Genomic DNA, 26,413 nt, shown 5'->3' on the forward strand with positions numbered 1-26,413 from the left:
AGGCACCAGCACAGAGTCAGGCCCGGCACAGAGACAGGCCCGGCACGGAGACAGGCCCGGCACGGAGACAGGCCCGGCACGGAGACAGGCAATGACCGGACAGCGTGACATGTTCGAGGCACGTGAAGGCGAGCAGAGGCTGGACCAGGATCCGGCAACGATGCCACCCGATAGCGGCATCGTCTTCATCGGCCGTATCGCCTCGCCATGGACTACCCGGGAAAGCTGCCCGAAAAACATGCGCGCCGCGCGCGAAACGGGACAACCGGCGGCGCTCACCATCGAAGCGCCCTATCGCGAAGGGCTGTGTGGGCTGGACCGCGCCAGCCACGTCGTCATCCTGTCCTGGCTGCATCACGCGCCGCGGAATCTGATCGTTCAAAAACCCCGCCATGCGGCTGAAGCAAAAGGTGTATTCGGGTTGCGCTCCCCGGCCCGGCCGAACCCGATCGGCCTGCATGTAGCCAAACTCGTCGGTCTGGACATTGCCACCGGGCGCATCGATCTCGACGCCATCGACGTGCTCGACGGCACGCCGGTCATCGACATCAAGCCATATTTCGCCTCGACCGACGCTATATCGGAGGCGATCGTCGAGGGGCGCGAGGAGCGATGAGCGCGCCGACCGGCCGCCGCCGCGCCATCGCCAAGGCGCTGACAGCACTTTTGCCGCTGGCGCCTTATGCCGACATGGAGAATATCCGCACCGACGCCGGCTCCGTGCATATGAAGACCTTGCCGCCGACAATCGCGGTCTGGCTGGCGACGATTGCCCATATCCGTCACATGCACACCGACTACGAAAAGCTGCTGGCCGAAGGCTATGATCGCGACTCGGCGCGTTTCTTCGTCATCGAGCAAACCAACATCGTGCTCACGCGCTGGCGCGCCACCCGCCTGCTCGACGCCGATGACGAGGAGGAATGACGCTATTGCCGGGCGGAATGGTGCTCACTCGTAAATGCCGGCGGGATCCTTGAGGATGAGTGAAGTCGGAGTGCTGGCTCTATGCACTCGGCCCGCCGCCGATAGCTTGTGACCCCATGGCAAGGAGCTGCCGATGAGCCAAATCGCACAGGATACACCGCCGCTGCCTGTGGTGGGCGACAGTCATGTCGACCCGCACGCCTATCCCGACGGCATTGCCTTCCTCGACGGCCAGTATGTGCCGATGTCACAAGCCAAGGTCTCGGTGCTGGATTGGGGTTTTCTGCACTCTGACGCCACCTACGATACAGTGCATGTCTGGAACGGCCGCTTCTTCCGCCTCGATCTGCATCTCGACCGTTTCTTCGACGGCTTGCAAAAGCTGCGCATGACGATCTCGTTCGATCACGATGGCGTGGCCGAGATCCTGCACAATTGCGTTGCGCTGTCAGGCCATCGCGCCGCCTATGTCGAGATGCTGTGCACGCGCGGCGCCTCGCCGACATTCAGCCGCGACCCGCGCCAGGCGATCAACCGCTTCATGGCGTTCGCCGTGCCGTTCGGCTCGGTCGCCAATGCGGAGCAGTTGCAGCGCGGGCTGCGTGTCGCCGTCAGTGACAAAGTGCGCATTCCGCCGGCCTCGATCGATCCGACGATCAAGAACTATCACTGGCTCGACCTCGTGCGCGGCCTCTACGATGCCTATGATCGCGGCGCCGAGACGGCCCTCATTCTCGACTTCAACGGCAATGTCGCCGAGGGTCCTGGCTTCAACGTCTTCTGCGTCAAGGACGGCAGACTGTCGACACCGGCCATCGGCGTGCTGCCGGGCATCACCCGCCGCACCGTCTTCGATCTTTGCGCAGAGATCGGACTCTCGGCGACGGCCATGAATGTTAGCGTGGCCATGCTGCGCGGCGCCGACGAAGTCTTCATCACCTCGACCGCCGGCGGCATCATGCCGGTGACGGAGATTGACGGTGCCGACATCGCCGACGGCAAGGTCGGGCCGATCACCAGCCGGCTGATGGCGCTCTATTGGCAAAAGCACGACGACCCGGCCTGGTCGAGTTTGGTGAACTACCCCTGATTCACACGATTTCTTGTTCTACTGGAAAGCCCCAAGTTCAAAAAGATTTCCGCCCGCCTCTGGAAAATCACGGGACAGCCCGTATATGCCCGGAAGCGGAGAAGCCTCCGCTTCCATCCAGAAATTGCGCCCGCAGGGGCAAGGATTCCACATCATGACATCAAAGGTTTGGTTCATCACCGGATCGTCGAAAGGCTTTGGCCGCGTCTGGGCGGAGGCCGCGTTGGCGCGCGGCGACCGCGTCGCCGCGACCGCCCGTGACGTCGGCACGCTCGCCGATCTGGTCGAGAAATACGGCGACAACATCGCCGCGCTAAAGCTCGACGTCACCGACAAGAAAGCCGTAGATGCCGCTGTCGCCGAGGCGCACAAGCGCTTTGGTCGGCTCGACGTCGTCATCAACAATGCCGGCTACGGCCATTTCGGCGCCATCGAGGAAGTCAGCGAGCAGGAAGCCCGCGACCAGATCGAGACCAATGTGTTCGGCGCGCTGTGGGTCACCCAGGCCGCCCTACCGATCATGCGGGCGCAGCGGTCCGGCCACATCATCCAGATCTCGTCGATCGGCGGCGTCAACGCCTTTGCCTCGCTTGGCCTCTATCATGCCTCGAAATGGGCGCTGGAAGCTTTCAGCCAGTCGCTCAGCATCGAGGTCGCGGAATTCGGCATTCATGTCACGCTGGTCGAGCCGGGCGGCTTCTCCACCGACTGGTCGGGAGCATCGGCGAAGGTTTCCAAGCCGATCGAGGCCTATGCGCCTGCCCGCGCCAGGATGGCCGAGCGCCGCGCCAACTCGGTCGCCGGCGATCCCGAGGCGACCGGTCCGGCCATGCTGGCCATCGTCGATGCCGACGAGCCGCCGCTGCGGGTATTCTTCGGCGATGGCGGCCTGCCGATGATACGCCAGGAATACGCCAACCGCCTCGCCACCTGGGACAAGTGGGACCACGTCTCCGTCATGGCGCAAGGCGCCAACAAGAACCGCAAGGGCTAAAGCCCGGCGACTTCTGCTACGCCGCCTCGCTGGCGGCGTAGCTCCTACCCCTCCGCCACGACGTGAGCGCGCGGCTATACCTGATAAATCCATTGTTCCGGCACCCGCACCGAAATCTCTTCGCCGGCCCTGACGATGCCGGGCCTTTCAACCCAGGCGACCACGCCGCGCAACCGCTTCGCCGCCTTGGGAAACAACAGCGCGCCGGCTTCGATGTCGGCCATTCCAGCGTTTTCAGCGATCGATCGCCCGGCGAAGCGGCATGGCCCGTTCTGGGCGTCGACCTTGAGCGTCACGCCGCCCTTGAAGAACAGTAGCGTGCCGGCCGGCAGCATCGACAGATGCGGCACGTCTTCGATCACCAGATTGGCGCCGATCCATTCCGGCTTGATTTCGGCGAGTTCCATCCGTTCAGCGACGATGCCCAATTCGTCCGCCGCCACGATCGATATCTGCCGTTCGTTGCGCATCTCGGTGCCGCGCGGATACCAGGGTTCACGCCCGCCGGAACGGCGCGTCGGTCCTGCATGGAAGTCGCCTGAAATGCCGTCGAAGCCGAGCCGCAATTCGTCCACCGGACGCGTCTGGAAATCGTCCGCTGGCGCGACATACAGCGCCGCCGCGCGGCCGGCAAGCTTCTTCGAGGGAATGATTTCGACCGGCTTTTCAGCCTCAGGAAAGAGATCCAGCATGGCTTCATTCCTTGGATGATGTGCCCTGGCTTTGCCCTCCATCCGGCAAGGCCGCGAGAGCGGTTCGGGCCAAAACGCGCAACTCTTCGACCGATGCGCCGTCCCGTGCCTGGATCGACATGCCGTTCATGACGCCTGCAATATATTTGGCGAAGCCTTCGACGGAGAGGTTTTCCGGCACATCGCCTTCTGCCTTGCCTTTGGCCAGCCGCGCCGCGATCGCCGCCTCGCTCGCCTTGCGATAGGCCTTGAGTTCATCCGCAATGGCTTGTGCCTGCGGCGAGGCCGCCAGCGCACCGCTGACGAAAAGACACCCGCCCGGCTTGCCGGGCCTGGAATAGGCCGCCGCGGCGCCCAGCAGCAAGCGCCGGATCGCCTCCCCCGTCGATACCGGCGCGCTCAGCGCTTCCAGCGCGAAGCCTATCTCGGTCTCGTGGTAGCGCTTCAACGCCTTGCGAAACAAAGTCTCCTTGTCGGTGAAGGCGTTGTAGATCTGTGGCGGCGTCAGCCCCATCGCTTCGCGCAGCATGGCCAGCGACGTCGCTTCATAGCCGTGCTCCCAGAAAAGATGCATCGCGGCGTCGAGCGCCCGGTCGGGGTCGAATGCGCGCGGCCGGCCGCCGCGTGGTTTGTCCGAGTTTTCCATAGCGATCGATACGAAACCTGTTGACTCACCTTTCCCTCATAACATATCAATCGATACGCAACCAGGCAAACCGGAAGATGACCTCCCGGCGAGAGCCGTGCAACCCAAGGAGAAAAACAATGCCGATCACCGTGACCGCACCGGAAGGCGTACTCATTCCCGCTGGAGAGCGCGAAATCCTGCCACGCCTGAGCGCTGCCCTCATCGAAGCCTCCGGCGCCACCGGCAATTCATTCTTCACCGCGATCGTCGGCGGCACCGTCCATATCCTGCCGCCGCGCCACATTTATGCAGGTGGCGCCAACCGGCCGGTCGTCATGGTCGAGTTGAAGCTGCCCAATATCGCCCTTGGCTCAATCGAAGCCCGCAAGATCTTCATTGCCGCCGCCGCCCGGATTGTCGGCGAACTCTGCGTACCCAGCCACAAGCCGGAAAACACCTGGATCAACATCGTCAACGCGCCCGACGGCGGCTGGGGCATCGGTGACAGGCAATATACCGGCGACGCGCTCATCGCGGCCGCCACCGCCGCCGCGCGGTGATGAACAGGATGATGCGGCTCTCCCCTTCGCTGTTCTTCACCACCAACTGCGAGCCCGCGCTGGCCTTCTACGAACAATGCGGCCTTGGTCGGGCAACGATCCTGCTGCGCTGGGGCGACAACAATATGCCGGTGTGCACCGAAGCCATGCGCGGAAAAGTCCTGCATGCACGCTTCGAAGGTCCGGGTGTGCTGTTCCACGCCTCGGACAATGACGACGCGGAGCCGATGAAGGGCTCCGCCATGATGCTGGAATTCGATGGACCGATCGCGGCACCAGGGGTTTTCGCCCGCGAGGAGCTTTTCGCACACATGGCCGAGGGCGGCCGGATCACAGTGCCGTTTGCCCGGCAATATTGGGGGACCAGCTTCGGCATGCTGGTCGACGCCTTCGGCGTGCAGTGGATGTTCAGTTGCTCCAAAGAATAGACGCCGGTCGCAGACCGCTCGATCACAACCTTCTTACCGAAAAACGGCGCCGCGCCGCATTGTCGCCGCGCTGCATCGGCTTCATGGTGAAGCCCGGACCGTCGACGGAGGTTCTCATGCGTCCCGGAGCGGCGATCGCAGCGCTTTGGTTGATCTGGGTAGTCACATGGATGGCGGCTGCCCTATGGGCCGATCCGGCGCAAAAGCGCGCCACCATCGGGGCGGAGGCTCGCTATCGCGTCTTCTGGCTGGCAGGCACCGTCCTGCTGTTCGTTCCAGCGCATGGCTATGAAGGCAGGCTGAGATTGTGGACGCCGACGCTTGCCGAAGCCTGGGCCTGCGTTGCCCTGATCGCGGTCGGCATCGGCTTCGCGTGGTGGGCGCGAATCCATCTCGGGCGGTTGTGGTCCGCCACGGTCACCGCCAAGGCGGATCATCGCGTGGTCGACACCGGCCCCTATCGCCTGGTCCGTCATCCGATCTATACCGGGCTGCTTCTGGCAGTGCTCGCCACCATGGTGGCGAAGGGCACGCTCTGGGGCATCGCAGGTACGGCCCTGCTCATCATCGGCGTCGTCATTAAGGCGAGGCTGGAGGAGCATTTCCTGCGCGACGAACTCGGCCCCGCCTACGACGACTACGCCAGGCGGGTGCCGATGCTGGTTCCGTTCGCGCCGGCCTGACGCGACATTACTCAAAGCATTCTGATAAGCGCGCCGCCTATCGAATACCCGGCGCCGAAGGCGCAGATCAGACCGAAATCGCCGGGCTTCATATCCGCATGATTCTCCGACAGCGCGATGATGGCACCGGCGCCCGCCGTGTTGCCGAGCCGCTCCAGCACCATAGGCGCGCGGTCATGGCCGACATCATGGCCGAAGGCCAGTTTCAGGATCATGGCATTCATGCGCGCATTGGCCTGGTGCAGCCAGAAGCGTCGGACCGCCTGTGGCGTCAGCCCATGCTCGGCCAGGAATTCGACGATGAATTTGTGCCCGGCGACGGTGACTTCCTTGAACACCTTGTTGCCGACCTGCTTGATGAGGTTGCCCTCCAGGTTGATCATGTAGGGATCGTCCTGGGCGGTACGGGTGTGGTAGCCGAGATTGGTGCGGATGTTGTTCGACATCTGCGTCCAGATACGCGTGTCCAGCACCTCGAAGCGACCCGGCCGCTTCTCGCCTTGGGCGAGCCCTTCCACCACCATCGACACCGAAGCGTCCCCGAAGATGAAATGCGTCTGCCGGTCGCGGAAATTGAGATGGCCGGTGATGATCTCGGGCGTGGTCACCAGGATGCGCTTGTGCGCGCCCGAACGCACCAGATTGACCGCCATGTGCAGCGCAGCCGCCGCGGACGAACAGCCAAGTCCCATATCGAAGCCGGCGCCCCTCGTGCCCAGCGCCTCCTGCATTTCGATGGCGATGGCCGGATACGGCCTCTGCTGATGCGAGGACGAGCAGATCACCAGATCGATGTCCGACGCCTCGATGTCGGCGTGCTCGATCGCCTTCCTGGCCGAAGCGACACCGAATTCCGCCTGCAGCGAGAGCGCGTCGTCCGGGCGCGCCGGAATGCGCGGCGCCATGCGGGTCGGGTCGAGAATGCCTTGCCGCTCGATCACATGGCGGGCGCGCACGCCCGAGGCATGGACAATGAAGTCGGCATCGGATTTCTGCAGCAGCGTCTCGCCGGCAGCCTGGCGCCGCGCGTTCTCGGTGTCGACCCAGGCATTGAAGCTGGCGACCAGTTCCTCATTCGTGATGACAGGCTTGGGTATTTCAGCGCCGATGCCGCTGATGATGACGCGATGCATGTTTCCAGTCCGTCCCGTCCGCGGGCATTGCGGCTTCATGTGGGCGCCGAAACGCTTCGGCGCAACACTTTTCTCACTCGGCCGGTTTACGCAGGCTTAAACCAAGGTTTACGCCAGCCTATCCCGCCCGCTTGGCGACGATGAAAATGCGGGGGAAACGCAGCAGCACCTTGCCATCGGCGGTCTTCGGATAGGCCTTGGCGACCTTGGCCGTGTAGTTGTCGAGGAACAGCTTGCGCTCGTCCGCGTCCAGCGGATCGAGGAAGGGCTTCAGCCCTGTCGACTTCACCCATTCGACGATCGCCTCGGCATCGGCCAGCGGATGGTTGTAGATGGTGTGCCAGATGTCGAGGCGAGCCGAGAGCGGCGACAGCAGGTCGTAGTAGAACGACACCGGCGGCAGCGGCGCACGGGCCGCATCCCTGATCCTTGCCGCGAAAGGCGCTTCGGCGGCGGTTTCCCGCATCAGGCGATGCGAATCCTCGGCCATATTGTCGGGCATCTGGACGGCCAGCGCGCCACCGGGCGCCAAAAAACCCATCAGACGCTGGAACACCGCCGGATGCTCCGGCAGCCACTGGAAGACGGCGTTGGCGAAGATCACGTTGACCGGCTCGGCCGGCTGCCATGTCGACGCATCGGCGAGGTCGAAGCTGACATTGGGCAGGCGCGCCCTCGCCTTCTCGATCATGTCGGGAGACGTGTCGAAGCCGCTCACCTGCGCATCCGGCCAGCGCTCGACCAAAAGTTCGGTCGAATTGCCCGGCCCGCAGCCGATGTCGACGACGCGGCGCGGAAAATCCACCGGCACTTGGGCTGCGAGATCACTCGCCGGCCGTGTGCGCTCGTCCTCGAATTTCAGATATTGGGCGGCGGACCAATCAGACATTCGAGCTCCTCATGCCAGCTTGAGAGTTCGCCGCCCCGGTGCCCCTTACCGCGTCAGCCTCTTATACGTCATCCTGTGCGGGTTGACGGCTTCGGGCCCGAGCCGGCGGATCTTGTCCTGCTCGTAGTCCTCGAAGTTGCCTTCGAACCATTCGACATGGCTGTCGCCCTCGAAGGCGAGGATGTGCGTCGCCAGACGGTCGAGGAACATGCGATCGTGCGAGATGATGACCGCGCAGCCGCCGAAATTTTCCAGCGCGTCTTCGAGTGCCGCCAGCGTTTCCGTATCGAGATCGTTGGTCGGTTCGTCGAGCAGCAGCACATTGCCGCCGGTCTTCAGCATCTTGGCCAGATGCACGCGGTTGCGCTGACCACCGGAGAGATTACCGACCTTCTGTTGCTGGTCGCCGCCACGGAAGTTGAACGAAGCGCAGTACGCACGGGTGTTGGCCTCGAACTTGCCGAGCTTGACCACTTCGGCGCCGCCCGAGATCTCTTCCCAGACGGTCTTCGACGGATCGAGCGCATCGCGGCTCTGGTCGACATAGCCGAGCTTGACCGTCTCGCCGACGCGGACAGAACCCGCATCCGGCTTTTCCTGGCCGGTGATCATGCGGAACAGCGTCGTCTTGCCGGCGCCGTTCGGGCCGATGACGCCGACGATGCCGCCCGGAGGCAGCTTGAATTCGAGGCCTTCGATCAACAGCGTATCGCCGAAGCCTTTCGACAGGCCCTCGACCTCGATGACCACGTTGCCGAGCCGCTCGCCATGCGGAATGACGATCTGCGTATCCGTCGGCCGCCGCTTGTCGGCTGCATCCAGCAGGTCCTGGAACGCCTGGATACGCGCCTTGGACTTGGTCTGTCGGGCCTTCGGGCTCGACTGGATCCACTCGCGCTCGCGGCCGATGGCGCGCTGGCGGGCGTCATCCTCGCGGCCCTCCTGCTTGAGGCGCTTGGCCTTGGCTTCGAGATATTTGGTGTAGTTGCCCTCATACGGGATGCCGCGGCCGCGATCGAGTTCCAGGATCCAGCCGGTGACATTGTCGAGGAAGTAGCGATCGTGGGTGATGATCATCACGGCGCCGGGATAGGCGCGCAGATGCTTTTCCAGCCACGCCGTCGTCTCGGCGTCGAGATGGTTGGTCGGTTCGTCGAGTAGCAGAAGATCAGGCTGGCGCAGCAGCAGCTGGCAGAGCGCGACGCGGCGGCGCTCGCCACCCGACAGCTTGGTGACATTGGCATCCTTGGGCGGGCAGCCCAGCGCTTCCATCGCCATCTCGACCTGCTGTTCGAGATCCCAAAGGTTCAGCCGGTCCATCTCGTCCTGGAGCTTGGCCGACTCGTCGGCCGTCTCGTCGGAATAGTTCATCATCAATTCGTTGTAGCGCTCGATGATGGCGGTCTTGGCCGCGACACCTTCCATGATGTTCTCGAACACGGTCCTGTCGGGGTCGAGCGCCGGTTCCTGCGCCAGGTAGCCGACCGTGGCGCCTTCGGCGAGCCACGCCTCACCACTCCACTCCTTGTCGATGCCGGCCATGATCTTGAGGATCGTCGACTTGCCGGCGCCGTTCGGGCCGAGGATGCCGATCTTGGCGTCGGGGTAGAAGGACAGATGAACGTTCTCGAGCACCTTCTTGGTGCCGTAGGCCTTGTTGAGGCCGGCCATGTGATAGATGAACTGGCGTGCCACGCGCGCTTCCCTGAATGACTAGATTTGTCGAATTGAATGGAGGTTGGCCGCTATGTAGGCGATGCGACGCCGGACGGCAATCGCTTTTGCCACATCGAGCCAACCACACGGACAAGTGTGCACCGACAGCCAAGTTTTCAACCGGTCGATTGCGCACGGAAATCCCTGGTTAACCCTTCCGCGTCAAAACAGGATCGGGTGGAATCGCCGGCTTGCCGCGATTTCCAGAGAGAGATCGGATCGACGGCATTGCTGAACAGCTTCCTGCTCCTTGCCGAAGCGGTCGTCTACTTCAGCGTCATGGTGACGCTTTTCCGCTTCCGCAAGCGCATCGGCCTTGGCGTCTTCGTCTGCGCGCTTGGCGTCATGCATTTCCTGGAGACCTATCTGGCCAGCGTCTTTTATGTCGCCCTGCCGTTCGGCATGGTGTCGCCGGGCTCGGCGGTGCTCTTTTCCGGCAAGCTCGTGATGCTCCTTCTCCTCTACATGAAGGAAGATGCCGCCACCGTGCGTCAGCCGATCTATGGCCTGCTGCTCGGCAATGCGTTGATGATCGGGCTGGTTCTGCTCCTGCGCCTGCACGCCATCGCTCCGCTTCCCGATGGCCGGCTCCCCGACATCGGCTTCATCGACGAGATGGGCTGGCTGATGGTGTGGGGCACGACGCTGCTGGTCATCGACGCCATCCTGATCATCCTGCTCTATGAAAAGCTTGGGCGTACGCTGCGCAAGGCGCGGTTCGTGCGCATCCTGGTTTCGGTTGCCTGCGTGCTCACCTTCGACCAGGCCGGCTTCTTCACCGCGCTGCATTTTGTTGCCGGCGCCCCGATTGCCGTCTTCTTCGGCGGCTGGTTCGCCAAGATGGCGGCGGCACTGACTTTCAGTGCCATGCTGGTCGCCTATCTCAAATGGTTCGAGGTCCGGGACGTCCAGATGCCGCGCGGCCTGACCGACATTTTCGAGACGTTGACCTATCGCGAACGCTACGAAGCGCTGGTCGAGCATGTCGGCCGCGACGGCTTGACCGGCCTGCTGCACAGGGGACGCTTCGATGCCGACGGTGAAGCCGCCGTCCAGGCCAGCCTGCGCACGGCGAGACCGCTCAGCCTGCTCATCGTCGATGTCGACCACTTCAAGTCGATCAACGACCGTTTCGGCCATGCCGAGGGCGACAAGGTGCTGAAGGCGGTTGCAACCGTACTTTGCGAGGCGGCAGGCGCCGAGGACCAGGTGTTCCGGATCGGCGGCGAGGAATTCGCCATCCTGAGTTCGCGTCCGCATTCCGTCGCCAGGCTGTTTGGCGAAAGCGTCCGCACCGCGCTCAAGGCATCGGCCGCCACCAGCCGCTTCGAGCTGACCGTCAGCGCCGGCGTTTCCACCGTCAGCGAAACGACGCAGTGCCTGGCCGATCTGTTCGCGCTCGCCGACCAGCGCCTTTACAAGGCGAAATCGACCGGACGCGACCGCGTCGTCGGCGAACCCGGTGGGCATGAGGCCGACGCCGCCATTGCCTGGACCAGGTCAGCCCAGATCTAGCTCTCTCCGCGACGGCCGCGCCGGCTTACCGGAAGCGGCGATCCCGCACTTACTGGAAGCCGATCGGATCGACCGTCCCGGTCGGGCAACCGGCCTTGTTGGTCGGCACCGAGGCCAGCAGCAGGTCCTTGAGCGAACTGTTCGGGCCGATCGGGCCGGCAAGGCCAAGCGTCAGTTCGCCGACCAGCCGCCGGCCACTCGACGGATCGATAAGGCAGGACACCCGCACCCGGTCCCCTGCTCCCGCGCCGAAGGCCTGGTCGAAGGCGCTGCGGATCTGATCCGCGGTCAGCTTGCCGCCGATATTTTTGGCGAAGAGGTCGCGCACCGGCGAGCTGTTGACCTCACGCATCAAATGAAGGGCGTCGGAAAAATACTCCTGCTGGCTTTTGCCGTAGCAGGTGCCATGCTTGATCCATTCATGCCGTTCCAGCTTCGAGGCCGTGCCGGGCATCACCTTGTCGAGCTCGGTGCGGGTGTCGGCATCGAGGTTGACCGGTGGCAGGTCCTGCCAGTGAGCCGGATTGTCATTGGCCTTGTCGCTGGCCGAAGCCTGGCAATAGAAATTGCCGTTCGGCTGCGGCCACAGACCGTGCAGCGTGAAGTTGGTGGCATCGAACTCACTAGGGTTTTGCGCCTTGCATTCGGTCTTGTTCGACTTGGTCTCGCAGAAGGCCGGCTGCCAGCTCAACGCGAAAACGTATTCGGGTTTCCCCGAGGGCGCGGGCTTGCCTTGCCCGCCCGGTGCCGCCGGCACGGTCGCGGCACTGCTGCCCGAGAGATGGCCGCAGCTGACCTTCACCCAGCGGCGCTCGGGATCGGCGCCCGGCACCAGGATGAGGTAGTGCGTCGGAGCGTCCTTGTTGCCGGCCAGCAATTGGTAGGTCTTGCCCGCATCCGTCGAGACATTGCCAGGGTTCTTGCCGTTCTTGATCGCCTGCGTCGCCGGACAGGCAGCGTCGGCCACGAAGGTGCCGCGCATCTTGACGTCGGCATGCGCCGCGCCCGCCAGCGATCCCGCCAGCAAGGCCAATCCGAGAACAACAGCAATGCGCATGGAGAATCCCCTGCTGGAAAGTGGCGACAGACTGAAGCTGTCTCCATGTCAGAATTGCGATATTTTGCGGGCTCGTGGCAAGAAAGATCGTCGCGGAAAAGCCCGCAGGCCGGATTGACGCAAATCTGGCACCGGCGCACACAGTTTGGACATCACGAGGGCGGAACCAGGGAGAGACCGGCCGGCATGCCATTCAGCCAGCAGCGCGTGGTTCGCTCGCCGACCGGCGCCGACCTCAATCTGTTCGTCCGGCAGGCCGACAGCTCTCCGCGTGCGGTGGTCCAGATCAATCATGGCCTGGCCGAACACGCCGCGCGCTACGACCGCTTCGCCGGTTTCCTCGCCGCCCGGGGCTTCCATGTCTATGTCCATGACCACCGTGGCCATGGAGCGACCAAGGCGCCCGACGCGCCGCTCGGCAGATTCGCCGACAAAGACGGCCCGGCCAAGGTGATCGCCGATATCGACGTCATCCACGATCTCATCGCCCGCGAGCGGCCTGACCTGCCGGTGATCCTTTTCGGCCACTCGATGGGCGCCTCCGTGGCGTTGAGCTACCTGTTACACCACTCGCAACGCATCCATGCCGCCGCGATCTGGAACGGCAATTTCTCGCAAGGCCTGCTCGGCCAGGTGGCGCTCGGTATCCTTGCCTGGGAACGGATGCGGCTGGGGTCCGATGTCCCGTCGCGCCTGCTGCCGAAACTTACCTTCCAGGCCTGGGGCAAGGCGGTGCCCAACCATCGCACCTTGTTCGACTGGCTGTCGCGCGACGAGGCGGAGGTAGCGAAATATATCGCCGATCCGCTCTGCGGCTGGGATGCCTCCATCTCGATGTGGCGCGATGTGGTCGCCTTGGCGCTGAACGGCGGCAAGGATGCAGGCTTTGCCGCCGTTCGCCGCGACATCCCCGTCGCCATCGTCGGCGGCGAAAAAGACCCTGCCTCGGACTACGGGAAGGGCATCACCCATCTCGCCAGTCGCATGCGCAGGATGGGCTTTTCGAATCTGGTTTCAAAGGTTTACGCCGAAACCCGCCACGAAAGCCTGAACGAGGTGAACCGCGACACCGTCATGGACGATTTCGCCAACTGGGCGGACACTGTCTTGAACGCGTGACGGGTTGGCCCATTGCAAGGACCGTGACAGCCGCTGCCGGGCTTGATAGAGGCTCTGCTTTCGCAGCAATCAGGATGATTGCGGCAAACACGGTGATTTATGGCTGAACCCCCGCTGAAAGGCGTCCGCGTCGTCGAACTCGCCCGCATTCTTGCCGGGCCCTGGGCCGGGCAGTTGTTTGCCGATCTCGGCGCCGATGTCATCAAGGTCGAGAGCCCCGATGGCGGCGACGACACTCGCAAATGGGGACCGCCCTTCGTCATGAGCCATGACGGCGAGAACCTGTCGGCCGCCTATTACCATTCCTGCAATCGCGGCAAGCGTTCCATCGCCATCGACTTCTCGACGCCGGAAGGCGCCGAGACGGTGCGCCGGCTGGTCGCGACGGCGGATGTGCTGATCGAGAACTTCAAACTCGGCGGCCTGAAGAAATACGGGCTCGACTACGGCAGCCTGAAGACGATCAACCCTCGCCTGGTCTACTGCTCCATCACCGGCTTTGGTCAGGATGGGCCTTATGCGCCCCGCGCGGGCTACGACTTCATCATCCAGGCCATGGCCGGCATGATGTCGATCACCGGCGAGGCCGGCCGCGAGCCGCAGAAGGCCGGCGTCGCCATCTCGGATATCTTCACCGGCCTCTATTCGGTCATCGCCATCCAGGCCGCGCTTCGCCATGCCGAACAGACCGGCGAAGGCCAGCACATCGACATGGCGCTGTTCGACACTCAGATCTCGGCGCTTGGCAACCAGAACCTCAACTATCTCGTCTCCGGCAAGTCGCCGGTGCAGATGGGCAATGCGCATATGAACATTGCCCCGTACGAAGTGCTTCCGGTCAGGGATGGCCACATCATCCTGGCTGTCGGCAATGACGGCCAGTTCGCCAAATTCTGCGCCGCGGTCGGGCTGGACGATTTGCCGGCCAATCCCGATTTCACCACCAATCCGGCCCGCGTCGCCAACCGCGTAGACCTTCGCGCACGCATCATCGAGGCGCTTAAGACCTGGGATCGCGATCCGCTGCTGGCGAAGCTCGAAGCCGCGGGCGTGCCGGCAAGTCCGATCAATACGATCGGCCAGATGTTCGCCGATCCGCAGACCATTGCCCGCGGCATGCGGCTCGACCTCGACGATGGCCATGGCAACCGCCTGCCGTCGGTGCGCGCGCCGATGGTGATGTCGGGCACACCGCTCACCTATGAGCGCCCCTCGCCGCGCCTTGGCGAGCACACTGACGAAATCCTTGCCGAACTGGAGAAGTCTGGGAAATGAAGACCGGTGGACAACTGATCGTCGACGCCCTCGAAGCCAACGGCACAGACCGTATCTTCTGCGTGCCGGGCGAATCCTACCTTGCGGTGCTTGACGCGCTGCATGATTCCTCGATCCGCACCATCGTCTGCCGCCAGGAAGGCGGTGCTGCCATGATGGCCGACTGTCAGGGCCGGCTGACCGGCAAGCCCGGAATCTGCTTCGTCACCCGCGGCCCTGGCGCCACCAACGCTTCGGCCGGCATCCACATTGCCATGCAGGATTCGGTTCCCCTCATCCTGTTCATCGGCCAGGTCGCCAGCCACGCCAAGGAGCGGGAGGCTTTTCAGGAGGTTGATTACGTCAGGTTCTTCGGCGACATCGCCAAATGGGTGGTCGAGATCGACGACGCCTCGCGCATCCCTGAATTCGTCACCCGCGCTTTCGCCGTGGCGACGTCGGGCCGTCCCGGCCCGGTCGTCATCTCGCTGCCGGAGGATATGCTGACCAGCATGGTCGAAGCGCCGGAAGCACTTCCGCACACGCCCGTCGAGACCTATCCCGGGGAGGCCGAACTCGACGCACTGGAAATGCTGCTTGCCGGCGCGAAGCGTCCCTTCGTCATCCTGGGCGGCACGCGCTGGAACGCGGATGCCGTGGCGCGGATACATGAGATCGCCGAGGTCTGGTCGCTTCCTGTCGGCTGTTCATTCCGCCGCCAGATGCTGTTCGACCATCTTCATCCAAACTATGCCGGCGATGTCGGCATCGGCATCAATCCGAAGCTAGCGGCGGCCATCAAGCAGGCCGACGTCGTTCTCTTGATCGGCGGCCGCATGGGCGAGATGCCATCTTCGGATTACACGTTGCTGAAGAGCCCCTATCCCGACCAGGCACTGGTGCATGTCCATGCCGATGCCGGCGAACTCGGCCGGGTCTACCGCCCGACGCTGGCGATCAACGCCTCGCCAGCGGCTTTCGTCGAGGGTTTCGCCAAGCGCAAGCCCGCCGGAACGCCATCATGGGCGGCCGAGACGCCTAGGCATCACGCGGCCTATCTCGAATGGTCGACGCCACCACAGACCGGCCCCGGCGCGGTCCAGATGGGTCCGATCATGGACTATCTGGAAAAGGTGTTGCCCGACGATGCCATCCTGACCAATGGCGCCGGCAATTATGCGACCTGGGTTCATCGCTTCCACCGCTCCCGCCGCTTCGGCACGCAAGCCGCGCCGACGTCGGGCTCGATGGGTTACGGCACGCCGGCGGCGGTCGCGGCCAAGGCGCTTTATCCGGAGCGCACCGTGGTCGCCTTCGCCGGCGACGGCTGCTTCCTGATGAACGGGCAGGAATTCGCCACTGCTGTGCAGTACGACCTGCCGATCGTGGTGATCGTCGTCAACAACGGCATTTACGGCACCATCCGCATGCATCAGGAGCGCGAATATCCCGGTCGTGTCGTCGGCACCGATCTGAAGAACCCCGATTTTGCAGCACTTGCCCGCGCCTATGGCGGCCATGGCGAGACGGTGGAGAAAACAGCTGATTTCGCGCCTGCCTTCGAGCGCGCGCGAACCAGCGGCAAGCCGGCGATCGTCGAGATCAGGCTCGATCCCGAAGCGATAACGCCGACCCGGACGATGACGCAGATACGCGACAAGGCCTGAGAGCCGCCAGGCGAGTTCCCTGGCGCCTCCCTCTGTCCCGCCGGCCTTCGGCCCCTACATCGCCTTTTCGATCTGACCGCGGATCTCGCCGTCCTTGTGGGCCGCCGTGTGTACGTTGACATAATATTTGCCGGCCTCCAGGTCGGCGGCCTGCGCATCCGTCAGCGTCGCCGACCCCTTGATCGGGCTCTTGAGCTTGCCTTTGAACGGGATCACGGGATCCGCGTTTTCACCCATTGCCGCCGGGCCGTGGATATGCGCAGCCGACGCCGGGCCGCTGAGGCCGGAATACTTCACGTTCCAGCTGAGCTTCTTTTTCGTGGTGTCGAAGGTGAGAGTGGCCGTCCCCTTGCCCTTGGTTGTGACGGCTGGGCTCTGCTGGCCGCCATCCAGGGTCGCCTTGTATTTTACCATCTCGGCCATGGCCGGTGATGCGAACAGGAAAGCGGTGGAAATGGCGAGCGCCGATAGCGCCGGCAGGAAGGAGTGTGCGCGCATGAAGAACCTCCAATTGAAGCTATGCGTCGCGGCTCCCCGCCGCGCGCATGCTTCAATGCAACGGCTGGTTGGCACAATGTATCCCCGCACACGGTTTTGTGATCGGAGCGAATGGAAAAGGGGCGGTCGCCCGCCCCTTTTTGGTGTCAGCCGTCGAACCGCTCGCAGGCGCAGTTGATTGCGCCTGCCAGGCTTATTTGACCGCCTTGTCGGTGATGGCGGTGGTATAGGCGCCTTTCGGCTCCTTGGTGATGATCTTCTGGTCGAGCAGCGCTTTGGCGGTGCGCTCGTAGGTCGCCGGGTCGAGCTTGCCGTCGGCGTTGTCGATCAGCTTGGCGACTTCGCTCATCATCCGCTTCTGGTGGTTTTCGTCCTGGCCGCCGCCGTCCATGACGATGCCTGCCGCCTCGTCATTGTTGTCGACGGCGTATTTCCAGCCCTTCATCGAAGCGCGCACGAAACGCACCATCTTGTCCTCGAAGGCCGGATCCTTGAGCTTGTCTTCCGAGGCATAGAGGCCGTCCTCGAGCAGGTCGTTGCCCATGGCCGAGTAGTTGAAGACGGTGAGTTGTTCGGGCTTGTAGCCGGCGTCGATCAGCTGCCAGTACTCATTGTAGGTCATGACCGAGATGCAGTCCGCCTGCTTCTGGATCAGCGGCTGCACATCGAAACTCTGCTTGAGAACGGTGACGCCATCGGGACCGCCATCGGTCTTGAGGCCTAGCTTGTTCATCCAGGCGTAGAACGGATATTCATTGCCGAAGAACCAGACGCCCAGCGTATGACCCTTGAAATCGGCTTCGCTCTTGATCGGGCCGTCCTTCGGGCAGACCAGCTCCATGCCGGCCTTCTTGAACGGCTGGGCAATGTTGACCAGCGGCACGCCCTTTTCGCGCGCGGCGAGCGCGCCGCCCATCCAGTCGACGATGACATCGGCGCCGCCGCCGGCGATCACCTGCTCGGGGGCGATGTCGGGACCGCCCGGCTTGATCTCGACGTCGAGGCCTTCAGCGTCATAGAAACCCTTCGCCTTGGCGACATAGTAGCCGGCAAACTGCGCCTGCGTGACCCATTTCAGCTGCAAGGTCACCTTGTCGGCGGCCATTGCCTGGAACGCGGCCAGCGACATCGCGCCGGCCAGAACTGGAATAATAAGTCTTTTCATTTTTTTACCCTCTGAAGTTAGTGCCCTGAACCCACCGCCCCTATCCACCACGGACAGAGGGATGCCAAAACGTGACGGCCCTTTCGACAAGGGCGACCACGCCATAAAAGACCGAACCCGCAAGTGCTGCAACTGCGATTTCGGCCCAGACCATGTCGATGTTCATCCGCCCGACCTCGGTCGAAATGCGGAAGCCCATACCGACGACCGGCGTGCCGAAGAACTCGGCGACGATGGCGCCGATCAGCGCCAGCGTCGAGTTGATCTTCAGCGCGTTGAAGATGAAAGGCGCTGCCGCCGGCAGCCGCAGCTTGATGAGCGTCGGCCAATAGCTAGACGCATAGGTGCGCATCAGATCGCGCTCCATATGGCCGGACGCGGCGAGCCCGGCGACCGTGTTCACCAGCATCGGGAAGAAGGTCATGATGATGACGACAGCCGCCTTGGACTGCCAGTCGAAACCGAACCACATGACCATGATCGGCGCCACGCCGATGATCGGCAGCGCCGAGACCATATTGCCGATCGGCAAGAGCCCGCGCCGCAGGAACGCCACGCGGTCGGCGAGAACAGCGGTGACGAAGCCCGCACCGCTGCCCACGACATAGCCGAAAAGAACTGCCTTGAAGATGGTCTGCCGGACATCGGCGCCGAGGATCGGCAGCGAACCGGCGATGCGCGCGCCGATGGCGCTCGGCGGCGGCAACAGGATGAAAGGAATGCCGGCGCCACGCGTTACCGCCTCCCAGATGATCAGGATCCAGGCACCGAAGATCGCCGGAATGATCAGACGCAAAGCGGTCCTCGTCGAGCCGTCCGTCGGGCGCAGTCCAGACAAGACCGCGACACAACGCCAGCCAAGCAGCCAGGCGGCCGCGAGCAGCAGGAAATATGGCGCCCGCGCCAGACCTTCGAAGCCGGCAATGCCCCCGATGAGCAGCCAGGCCGCCAGATGCGCACCGATGAAAAGCACGACAGCTTCGGCCATGGGCGGCACTTTGGCCATCGGGGTCAAAGCGGCGAGAAGCAGCGCGCCGAAGATCAGCCAGCTCGTCGCGGCATAGGGATAGATCAACGTCCCCGCAGGCTGCGCCAGCGGATCAACTTTTGGCGCTGCGATCGCTCCGAGCGCAACGGCGATCAGGCACGCCAGGATCGCCAACGCCGCTTGCCAGGAAGGTTTCAGCCGGTTCATGCCGGCCTCCCGCCCATGGCGCGGTCGACGAGGCGGCCGGCGATGCCAACCACCATCACAAGCAGCCCCGCCACGATCGAACCGGCGACCAGCGCCGACCAGATGTCGATCGACTGGCTGTAATAGGCGCCGGCCAACAGCTTGGCGCCGATGCCGGCGACAGCACCCGTCGGCAGTTCGCCGACGATGGCGCCGACAAGGCTTGCCGCCACCGCAACCTTCATCGAGGTGAACAGGAACGGCACCGAGGCCGGCACGCGCAGCTTCCAGAAGGTCTGGGCCTGGCTGGCATTGTAGGTGTGCATCAGGTCGAGATGCATGATCTCGGGCGAGCGCAGCCCCTTCACCATGCCGACCGTTACCGGAAAGAACGACAGGTAGGTCGAGATCATCGCCTTCGGGACCAAGCCGGTGATGCCGACCGCCGCCAGCACGACGATGATCATCGGCGCCACCGCCAGGATCGGAATGGTCTGCGAGGCGATGATCCACGGCATCAGGCTGCGGTCGAGCGTCGCCACATGGACGATGCCCACCGCAATGACGATGCCCAGCGCAGTGCCGAAGGCAAAGCCGAGCAGCGTCGAGGACAGCGTCACCCAGGCGTTGTAGACAAGACTGCGGTTCGAATTGATGGGCCGCAGAAACGTATTCTCGAAGAAATTCACCGCCACCTGATGTGGCGCCGGCAGCGTCGGCTTCGGCTGCGACAACGTCTTGCCGATGAGTTCGCTGAACGTCGAGGTTTCGCTGGCCCGCCGGTCGAGATCGCGCTGGAAGGGCGCGTTGAGGAAGACGGCGAAAACGTACCAGAGCACGACGACGCCCAGAAGGATGGAGGTTACGGGGACGATCTTGGAGCGGAAGCTATCCATGGGCGAAGTCTCGCGGATCACACGCCTTCGTCACATGCGCCTTCGTCATCCTAGGGCGGAGCAAGGAGCGGAGCGACGCGGCGCAGACCCTAGGATCCATGCCGTTACATTTCCGCTCCGCAGCGGTGCGGAATACGGCTCCCTGCGCCCCACTCTGTTTGGCCGGTATTCTCAGCTGCTTACGCCCCTCGGCCAATGTCGCGGCATGGATCCTAGGGTCTGCGCAGGCTGCTACGCGCCTGCTCCGCCCTAGGATGACGAAGGCGCAGTACGCCGTGCGCTTGTCACCCGCTTCAATCATCATAGCTATGCCCTGCCCTCAACCCGTCCCGCACCCGTGCGGCGATCGCCAGGAACTCCGGCGTCTCGCGGATGCCGAGCGGCCGCTCTTTCGGCAGCGTCGATTCAATGACATCGCTGACCCGGCCCGGACGTGGCGACATGACGACGATGCGTGTCGACAGATAGACCGCCTCCGGGATGGAGTGCGTGACGAAGCAGATGGTCTTGTTCGTCCGTCCCCACAGTTCCAGCAATTGCTCGTTGAGGTGGTCGCGAACAATCTCGTCCAGCGCGCCGAACGGCTCGTCCATCAACAGGAGGTCGGCGTCGAAGGCGAGCGCACGGGCGATCGAGGCGCGCTGCTGCATGCCCCCGGAAAGCTGCCAGGGATATTTCTTCTCGAAGCCGCTGAGATTGACGAGGTCGAGCGTGCGCTTGATGCGCTCCGCCTGCTCGGCCCTGGACAGGCCCATGATCTCCAGCGGCAGCGCGACATTGCGCTCGATGGTGCGCCAGGGAAACAGGGCGGCGGCCTGGAACACATAGCCATAGGCGCGTTTCTCGCGCGCCTGTTCAGCTGTCATGCCGTTGACCGAAATCGCCCCCGAGGTCGGCTTCTCCAGATCGGCAATGACGCGCAGCAAAGTGGTCTTGCCGCAGCCCGACGGCCCGATGAAGGAGACGAACTCCCCCTTGCCGATGGTCAGGTCGACATTGGACAGCGCCTGCACCGGCCCGTCATTGGTCTGGAAGGTGAGCCCAAGCTTGCTTGCCGAAACGACGGCTGGCGAAGTTCCCGTCATCGGTTGCGGCCTGCCTGTTCCCGCGGCGCCGTCCCGATTCCGATTGCTTTTATCGCGATGTTGTTTTCCATTCGACCCGTCCCATTGGCCCCAGCCCTGCTGAGCTTGTCCCACTCAATCGACGCCCGGAGTTTCCCCGATGTCGCCTAAACCCACTTGTCATCTTATCCGCCCTGAAAGCACTTATGAAGGCAAGCAGGGTCTAACCTATTTCGCAGGCATCGCCACCGAGTCGGTCGGCTCTTCCGGCATCTGCATGCATGTGCTGACCATGCCGCCCGGCGCCCGCGCCAAGGCGCATCTGCATGAGAACCATGAAACGGCGATCTACGTGCTCTCCGGGGAGGTCCATACCTGGTATGGCGACAGGCTGGAGCATCACATCGTCGTCAAGGCCGGTGACCTCTTCTACATTCCGGCCGGCGTGCCGCATCTGCCGGCCAATCTGAGCAACGCCCCCTCGTCGGCCGTCATCGCCCGCACCGACCCCAACGAACAGGAAAGTGTCGTCCTGTTGCCGGAACTGGATGCACTGGTCGCTTGATATCCTCGAACGAGGGACGCTGGCCGTCATCGGCACCGTGACACTTCCCCGTAGACGGTACCGTCCTCGTCGGCAATCACCAGCTTCTTGGCGTTCTTGGCGCTGCGCTTGATGGTGAACCGGATCGTCGACTGGCCTTCCTCGCCTTCCGCCTGGCATTGCGCCTTCGCCACCAGCGAACCGTCGGCCTGTACCTGCTTTTCAATGAAGGTACAGGCGCTGGCGATGGTGATGAAGTCGGTATCGGTCAGCAGCAGCATGTCCTCGGCATAGACCTTCTGACCATTCTTGTTGATGCAGCCGGTCTTGTTGCCATAGGGCTTGGACAGGTCGATGCCGGCCGCCGAGGCGGAGCCGGCAGCCAGAACAAGAACGGCGGTGAGATAGAACCCCGCGCGCCTCACCGTCAAACCCCGGTCGCCGGAATGCCGGTCCGCTCGACCTTGCGCGGCGCGGTGATCTCTTTCCAGGTCGACAGCGCCCGGTTGACCGCGGCGTTCGGCTCGCGGCCGACGAACTCACCATGACCGGGCTTTGCCTTCACCTCGGCTTCCTCGATCGACAACTCGCCTCGCGAGAAGACGAAGCGCGGCAAGCCCGTCACCTCGACGCCTTCGAACACGTTGTAGTCGATGACAGACTGCTGCTTCTTCGAAGAAATCGTTTTCCTGCGCTTCGGATCCCAGACGATGATGTCGGCATCGGCACCTTCGACGATAGCGCCCTTTTTTGGATACATGTTGAGGATCTTGGCGATGTTGGTCGATGTCACCGCGACGAACTCGTTCATCGTCAGTCGCCCGGTGTTGACGCCCTTGGTCCATAGCACCGGCAGCCGGTCCTCGAGGCCCCCCGTGCCGTTGGGAATCTTGGTGAAATTGCCGACGCCGAAACGCTTCTGCTCGGTGGTGAAGGCGCAATGGTCGGTCGCCACCACCTGCAGCGATCCGGCTTGCAGGCCCGCCCACAGAGAATCCTGATGCAGCTTGTTGCGGAAGGGCGGGCTCATAACGCGGCGCGCCGCGTGATCCCAGTCCTTGTCGAAATACTCGCTCTCGTCCAGCGTCAGGTGCTGGATCAGCGGCTCGCCGTACACCCGCATGCCTTTCTGGCGCGCCCGCCGGATCGCCTCGTGGCTCTGCTCACAGGAGACGTGCACGACATAGAGCGGCACACCGGCCATGTCGGCGATCATGATGGCGCGGTTGGTTGCCTCGCCCTCCACTTCCGGTGGGCGCGAATACGCATGTCCTTCGGGGCCATTGTTGCCGGCGGCGAGCAGCTTCTGCGACAGGGCGGCGACCACGTCGCCATTCTCGGCGTGCACCAGCGACAGTGCGCCGAGATCGGCGCAGCGCTGGAACGACGCGTACATCTCGTCGTCGTCCACCATCAGCGCGCCCTTGTAGGCCATGAAGTGCTTGAACGAGGTGATGCCCTTGTCGACGACGGTGGCCATCTCGTCGAACACCTGCTTGCCCCACCAGGTGATCGCCATGTGGAAGGAATAGTCGCATGAGGCCTTGGAGGTCTTGTTGTCCCACATCTGCAAAGCTTCGAGCAGCGATTGCTGCGGGGACGGGAGGCAGAAATCGACCACCATCGTCGTGCCGCCGGCCAGGGCCGCACGCGTGCCGGATTCGAAATCGTCGGCTGAGTAAGTGCCCATGAAGGGCATTTCAAGATGGGTATGCGGATCGATGCCGCCTGGCATGACATAGCAACCGGTGGCGTCGTACTCATGGTCGCCATGCAGGTCCGAGCCGATGGCGACGATCTTGCCGTGCTGCATCAGCACGTCGGCCTTCCAGGTGCGGTCGGCGGTGACGACGGTGCCGTTCTTGATGACTTTGGTCATTTTGCTGTTCCCTTGTTCTTCTCTTCGCGCTTCTTGGTGAGCGGCGTTGAAGGTAAATCTCTAAATTCACTCCACGATGACGGCCGTCTCCACCACCGCGTGGAACAGAACGTCGGCGCCGGCCGCGGCCCATTCCTTGGTGATCTCTTCCGCCTCGTTGTGGCTTAATCCATCCACGCAAGGGCACATCACCATCGCGGTCGGCGCGACGCGGTTGATCCAGCAGGCGTCGTGGCCGGCGCCGGAGACGATATTGCGGTGCGTGTAACCAAGCCGCTCTGCGGCGTCGCGGATCGCCTTGACGCAGCCCTTGTCGAAGGTGACCGGATCAAAATGACCGACCTGCTCGATCTCGTATCGGATGTCGAGCGCGTCGCAGATCGTGTCGATGCCTTCGCGGATGCGGCCATCCATGGCGTCGAGCATTTCCTTCTCCGGTGAGCGGATGTCTATGGTGAAGACGGTGCGGCCGGCGATGATGTTGCGCGAATTGGGATAGGCTTCCATGTGGCCGACCGCGCCGACGGCGTCGGGCTGGTAGTCCATGGCGATCTCGTGCACCAGTTCGATCACCCGGGCCATGCCGAGGCCGGCATTGCGGCGCTTCGGCATCGGCGTCGAGCCGGTATGCGCCTCCTTGCCGGTCAGCGTCACCTGCAGCCATTTCAGGCCCTGGCCGTGGGTGACGATACCGATGTCGATATCTTCGTCCTCGAGGATCGGGCCCTGCTCGATATGCAGTTCGAAGAAGGCGTGAATCTTGCGGTCGCCGACCTTCTCGGCGCCCTTCCAGCCGATGCGCTCCAGTTCCTCGCCGAATTTCTTGCCGTTCTTGTCCGTATGCTCGTAGACATCGGCCTGGTCGAGCACGCCGGCAAACACGCCGGACGCCATCATCGCCGGGGCGAAGCGTGCGCCTTCCTCGTTGGTCCAGTTGGTGACGACAATCGGGTGCTTCGTCTTGATGTCGAGATCGTTGAGCGAGCGCACGATCTCCAGGCCGCCGAGGACGCCGAGAACACCGTCATACTTACCGCCGGTCGGCTGCGTATCAAGGTGGCTGCCGACATAGACCGGCGGCAGGCTGGGGTCGGTGCCTTCGCGGCGGGCAAACATGGTGCCCATCTCGTCGACGCCCATTTCGAGCCCGGCGGCATCGCACCAGCGCTTGAACAGGTGCCTGCCCTCGCCGTCCTCGTCGGTCACGGTCTGGCGATTGTTGCCGCCGGCAATGCCGGGGCCGATCTTCGCCATCTCCATGATGGAATCCCACAAACGGTCTGAATTGATTCGCAGATTTTCGCCGGGTGCGGCCATTCAAAGTCCTTCCATTTCATGTTCTGGGCGGGTGGCGGTTCCCATCGCCACCTACCCAGTAAAGGCAAGTCTAGTCGATCGACCGCAGTACTTCCCGCACATGGTCGATCAGTTCGTTGATCTGGCCCTTGGTGATGATGAGCGGCGGCGACAGTGCGATGATGTCGCCGGTGGTGCGGATCAGCGCGCCGCGCTCGAAGGCTTTGACGAAAGCCGAGAACGCACGCTTGGTCGGGCTGCCGGCGATAGGCGCGAGCTCGATCGCGCCGATCAGGCCGATGTTCCTGATGTCGATGACATGCGGCTCGCCCTTCAGCGAATGCAGCGCATCCTCCCAATAAGGTGCCAGTTCCTCGCCACGGGTGAGCAAGCCCTCTTCCTTGTAGGTGTCGAGCGTGCCGAGTGCGGCCGCACAAGCGATCGGATTACCCGAATAGGTGTAGCCATGGAAGAACTCGATCATGTGCTCGGGGCCAGTCATGAAGGCGTCGTGGATTTCCTTCTTCACGAACACGGCACCCATCGGGATGACGCCGTTGGAGACACCCTTGGCGGTGGTCATGATGTCGGGCGTGACGCCGAAATAGTCGGCGGCGAACGGCGCGCCAAGGCGGCCGAAACCGGTGATGACCTCGTCGAAGATCAGCAGGATGCCGTGCTTGGTGCAGATTTCGCGCAGCTTCTCGAGATAGCCCTTCGGCGGCAGGATAACGCCGGTGGAACCGGCGACCGGCTCGACGATGACGGCCGCGATGGTCGAGGCGTCATGCAGGGCGACGATCCGCTCCAGCTCGTTTGCGAGTTCCGCGCCGTGCTCCGGCACGCCTTTCGAAAAAGCGTTCTTCTCCGGCAGATGCGTGTGCGGCATGTGGTCGACGCCGCCCAGCAGCGTGCCGAACATCTTGCGGTTGGTGACGATGCCGCCAACCGAGATGCCGCCGAAATTGACGCCGTGATAGCCGCGCTCGCGGCCGATGAGCCGGGTGCGTGAGCCCTCTCCCTTCACGCGGTGATAGGCGATCGCCATCTTCAACGCCGTCTCGACCGATTCCGAACCGGAATTGGTGAAGAACACATGGTCCATGCCCTTGGGCGCGAGGTCGACCAGGCGGTTGGCCAGCTCGAACACGATCGGATGGCCCATCTGGAAGGCCGGGGCGTAGTCGAGTTCGGCGGCCTGGTGCTGGATCGCCTCGGTGATCTTCGGACGGCAATGGCCGGCGTTGACGCACCACAGGCCGGCGGTGCCGTCCAGCACCTTGCGGCCGTCGCTGGTCGTGTAATGCATGTCCTTGGCGGACACGAACATGCGCGGCGCCTGCTTGAACTGCCGGTTTGCCGTGAACGGCATCCAGAATGCGCTGAGATCGTTCGGCGTGACTTTCAGCCGGTTGGACATGACCAAGACTTCCCCTTGTAACCTGTTTCGCTGCGCCCAACGCTTGGTCTTTGCCGCGCTTTCATGCTACGCAAATTTTGACCGATTGGACAAACGTTAGCACCGCCATGTCGGCGGTCAATGGA

At 63.3% G+C, this 26,413-nt stretch carries 27 protein-coding genes; 12 read left to right on the plus strand and 15 right to left on the minus strand.

Annotation, left to right across the window (positions count from 1 at the left end; translation table 11 throughout):
* The first annotated feature begins 91 nt into the window (after positions 1-91).
* From tsaA to FJ434_RS13095, 4 genes are all read left to right on the plus strand, one after another.
* On the plus strand, positions 92-616 hold the full coding sequence (tsaA, locus tag FJ434_RS13080; protein ID WP_140747524.1) for a tRNA (N6-threonylcarbamoyladenosine(37)-N6)-methyltransferase TrmO: 525 nt from the start codon (positions 92-94) through the stop codon (positions 614-616).
* Positions 613-927 (plus strand): DUF2293 domain-containing protein, encoded by a 315-nt coding sequence (locus tag FJ434_RS13085; RefSeq protein WP_140747527.1) that lies wholly within the window; start codon positions 613-615, stop codon positions 925-927. The genes tsaA and FJ434_RS13085 overlap by 4 nt, the downstream gene beginning before the upstream one ends.
* Before the next feature lie 133 nt (positions 928-1,060).
* Positions 1,061-2,017: a D-amino acid aminotransferase gene (locus FJ434_RS13090; RefSeq protein ID WP_140747530.1), complete on the plus strand. Its 957-nt coding sequence runs from the start codon at positions 1,061-1,063 to the stop codon at positions 2,015-2,017.
* A 154-nt stretch (positions 2,018-2,171) separates the two neighbouring features.
* A complete protein-coding gene (locus FJ434_RS13095; protein WP_140747533.1) occupies positions 2,172-3,011 on the plus strand; it encodes an SDR family oxidoreductase in 840 nt (279 codons plus the stop codon).
* A gap of 74 nt (positions 3,012-3,085) precedes the next feature.
* Here the strand turns inward: FJ434_RS13095 and FJ434_RS13100 are convergent, their stop codons facing one another.
* Together FJ434_RS13100 and FJ434_RS13105 are read right to left on the minus strand one after the other, a co-directional pair.
* Positions 3,086-3,703, minus strand: a complete 618-nt coding sequence (locus FJ434_RS13100) for an MOSC domain-containing protein (RefSeq protein ID WP_140502382.1) — start codon at positions 3,701-3,703, stop codon at positions 3,086-3,088.
* 4 nt (positions 3,704-3,707) lie between these two features.
* Positions 3,708-4,349, minus strand: coding sequence for a TetR/AcrR family transcriptional regulator (locus FJ434_RS13105; RefSeq protein WP_140747536.1), 642 nt, complete (start codon positions 4,347-4,349; stop codon positions 3,708-3,710).
* 119 nt (positions 4,350-4,468) lie between these two features.
* On the opposite strand from FJ434_RS13105, the gene FJ434_RS13110 reads away from it, so the two are divergent.
* The 3 genes from FJ434_RS13110 (at position 4,469) to FJ434_RS13120 (ending at position 6,002) form a co-directional block, all read left to right on the plus strand.
* On the plus strand, positions 4,469-4,891 hold the full coding sequence (locus tag FJ434_RS13110) for a hypothetical protein (RefSeq protein ID WP_140717598.1): 423 nt from the start codon (positions 4,469-4,471) through the stop codon (positions 4,889-4,891).
* A gap of 11 nt (positions 4,892-4,902) precedes the next feature.
* Positions 4,903-5,319 (plus strand): glyoxalase/bleomycin resistance/extradiol dioxygenase family protein, encoded by a 417-nt coding sequence (locus FJ434_RS13115; RefSeq protein ID WP_140747758.1) that lies wholly within the window; start codon positions 4,903-4,905, stop codon positions 5,317-5,319.
* Positions 5,320-5,435: 116 nt separating this feature from the next.
* Positions 5,436-6,002: an isoprenylcysteine carboxylmethyltransferase family protein gene (locus FJ434_RS13120; RefSeq protein ID WP_140747539.1), complete on the plus strand. Its 567-nt coding sequence runs from the start codon at positions 5,436-5,438 to the stop codon at positions 6,000-6,002.
* Positions 6,003-6,013: 11 nt separating this feature from the next.
* On the opposite strand, the gene FJ434_RS13125 is transcribed toward FJ434_RS13120, so the two are convergent.
* The 3 genes from FJ434_RS13125 to ettA form a co-directional block, all read right to left on the minus strand.
* A complete protein-coding gene (locus tag FJ434_RS13125) occupies positions 6,014-7,135 on the minus strand; it encodes a beta-ketoacyl-ACP synthase III (protein ID WP_140747542.1) in 1,122 nt (373 codons plus the stop codon).
* Positions 7,136-7,253: 118 nt separating this feature from the next.
* Positions 7,254-8,024 carry a trans-aconitate 2-methyltransferase gene (gene tam, locus FJ434_RS13130; RefSeq protein WP_140747545.1) on the minus strand — a complete coding sequence of 257 codons (771 nt, stop codon included), beginning with the start codon at positions 8,022-8,024 and terminating at the stop codon, positions 7,254-7,256.
* A gap of 45 nt (positions 8,025-8,069) precedes the next feature.
* Positions 8,070-9,719 carry an energy-dependent translational throttle protein EttA gene (gene ettA / locus FJ434_RS13135; protein WP_140747548.1) on the minus strand — a complete coding sequence of 550 codons (1,650 nt, stop codon included), beginning with the start codon at positions 9,717-9,719 and terminating at the stop codon, positions 8,070-8,072.
* A gap of 249 nt (positions 9,720-9,968) precedes the next feature.
* Between ettA and FJ434_RS13140 the strand changes: the two genes are divergently transcribed.
* Entirely contained in the window at positions 9,969-11,255 is a 1,287-nt protein-coding gene (locus FJ434_RS13140) for a GGDEF domain-containing protein (protein ID WP_140747551.1), read from the plus strand.
* Between the two features lie 49 nt (positions 11,256-11,304).
* On the opposite strand, the gene FJ434_RS13145 is transcribed toward FJ434_RS13140, so the two are convergent.
* A complete protein-coding gene (locus FJ434_RS13145; RefSeq protein WP_140747554.1) occupies positions 11,305-12,312 on the minus strand; it encodes a ribonuclease in 1,008 nt (335 codons plus the stop codon).
* 186 nt (positions 12,313-12,498) lie between these two features.
* Here FJ434_RS13145 and FJ434_RS13150 point away from each other — a divergent pair, with 186 nt between their 5' ends.
* From FJ434_RS13150 to FJ434_RS13160, 3 genes are all read left to right on the plus strand, one after another.
* Positions 12,499-13,431: an alpha/beta hydrolase gene (locus tag FJ434_RS13150; RefSeq protein WP_140747557.1), complete on the plus strand. Its 933-nt coding sequence runs from the start codon at positions 12,499-12,501 to the stop codon at positions 13,429-13,431.
* A gap of 99 nt (positions 13,432-13,530) precedes the next feature.
* Complete coding sequence (locus FJ434_RS13155) at positions 13,531-14,706, plus strand: CaiB/BaiF CoA-transferase family protein (protein ID WP_140747560.1); 1,176 nt, start codon at positions 13,531-13,533, stop codon at positions 14,704-14,706.
* Positions 14,703-16,352 (plus strand): thiamine pyrophosphate-binding protein, encoded by a 1,650-nt coding sequence (locus tag FJ434_RS13160; RefSeq protein WP_140747563.1) that lies wholly within the window; start codon positions 14,703-14,705, stop codon positions 16,350-16,352. The genes FJ434_RS13155 and FJ434_RS13160 overlap by 4 nt, the downstream gene beginning before the upstream one ends.
* Before the next feature lie 54 nt (positions 16,353-16,406).
* Here the strand turns inward: FJ434_RS13160 and FJ434_RS13165 are convergent, their stop codons facing one another.
* The 5 genes from FJ434_RS13165 to FJ434_RS13190 form a co-directional block, all read right to left on the minus strand.
* Positions 16,407-16,850 (minus strand): CHRD domain-containing protein, encoded by a 444-nt coding sequence (locus tag FJ434_RS13165; protein WP_140502367.1) that lies wholly within the window; start codon positions 16,848-16,850, stop codon positions 16,407-16,409.
* A gap of 193 nt (positions 16,851-17,043) precedes the next feature.
* The gene (locus FJ434_RS13170) at positions 17,044-18,015 is read right to left on the minus strand and encodes an ABC transporter substrate-binding protein (RefSeq protein WP_140747566.1); all 972 of its coding nucleotides are present in this window, start codon (positions 18,013-18,015) and stop codon (positions 17,044-17,046) included.
* 40 nt (positions 18,016-18,055) lie between these two features.
* Positions 18,056-19,210, minus strand: coding sequence for an ABC transporter permease (locus FJ434_RS13175; protein ID WP_140747569.1), 1,155 nt, complete (start codon positions 19,208-19,210; stop codon positions 18,056-18,058).
* The gene (locus FJ434_RS13180) at positions 19,207-20,085 is read right to left on the minus strand and encodes an ABC transporter permease (RefSeq protein ID WP_140747572.1); all 879 of its coding nucleotides are present in this window, start codon (positions 20,083-20,085) and stop codon (positions 19,207-19,209) included. The genes FJ434_RS13175 and FJ434_RS13180 overlap by 4 nt, the downstream gene beginning before the upstream one ends.
* Positions 20,086-20,378: 293 nt before the next feature.
* Positions 20,379-21,170 (minus strand): ABC transporter ATP-binding protein, encoded by a 792-nt coding sequence (locus tag FJ434_RS13190; RefSeq protein WP_140502361.1) that lies wholly within the window; start codon positions 21,168-21,170, stop codon positions 20,379-20,381.
* A gap of 139 nt (positions 21,171-21,309) precedes the next feature.
* Here FJ434_RS13190 and FJ434_RS13195 point away from each other — a divergent pair, with 139 nt between their 5' ends.
* Positions 21,310-21,714 (plus strand): cupin domain-containing protein, encoded by a 405-nt coding sequence (locus tag FJ434_RS13195; protein ID WP_015317160.1) that lies wholly within the window; start codon positions 21,310-21,312, stop codon positions 21,712-21,714.
* Positions 21,715-21,740: 26 nt separating this feature from the next.
* Here FJ434_RS13195 and FJ434_RS13200 read toward each other — a convergent pair whose 3' ends face one another.
* The 4 genes from FJ434_RS13200 to FJ434_RS13215 form a co-directional block, all read right to left on the minus strand.
* On the minus strand, positions 21,741-22,118 hold the full coding sequence (locus FJ434_RS13200) for a hypothetical protein (protein ID WP_181165917.1): 378 nt from the start codon (positions 22,116-22,118) through the stop codon (positions 21,741-21,743).
* A gap of 2 nt (positions 22,119-22,120) precedes the next feature.
* Positions 22,121-23,572 (minus strand): dihydropyrimidinase, encoded by a 1,452-nt coding sequence (gene hydA, locus FJ434_RS13205; RefSeq protein ID WP_140747576.1) that lies wholly within the window; start codon positions 23,570-23,572, stop codon positions 22,121-22,123.
* Between the two features lie 66 nt (positions 23,573-23,638).
* The gene (locus FJ434_RS13210) at positions 23,639-24,889 is read right to left on the minus strand and encodes a Zn-dependent hydrolase (RefSeq protein ID WP_140747579.1); all 1,251 of its coding nucleotides are present in this window, start codon (positions 24,887-24,889) and stop codon (positions 23,639-23,641) included.
* Positions 24,890-24,959: 70 nt separating this feature from the next.
* The gene (locus FJ434_RS13215) at positions 24,960-26,288 is read right to left on the minus strand and encodes an aspartate aminotransferase family protein (protein ID WP_140502356.1); all 1,329 of its coding nucleotides are present in this window, start codon (positions 26,286-26,288) and stop codon (positions 24,960-24,962) included.
* Positions 26,289-26,413: the final 125 nt, after the last annotated feature.

It is taken from the genome of Mesorhizobium sp. B2-5-13 (genome assembly GCF_006440535.1).
GTDB lineage: Bacteria > Pseudomonadota > Alphaproteobacteria > Rhizobiales > Rhizobiaceae > Mesorhizobium > Mesorhizobium salmacidum.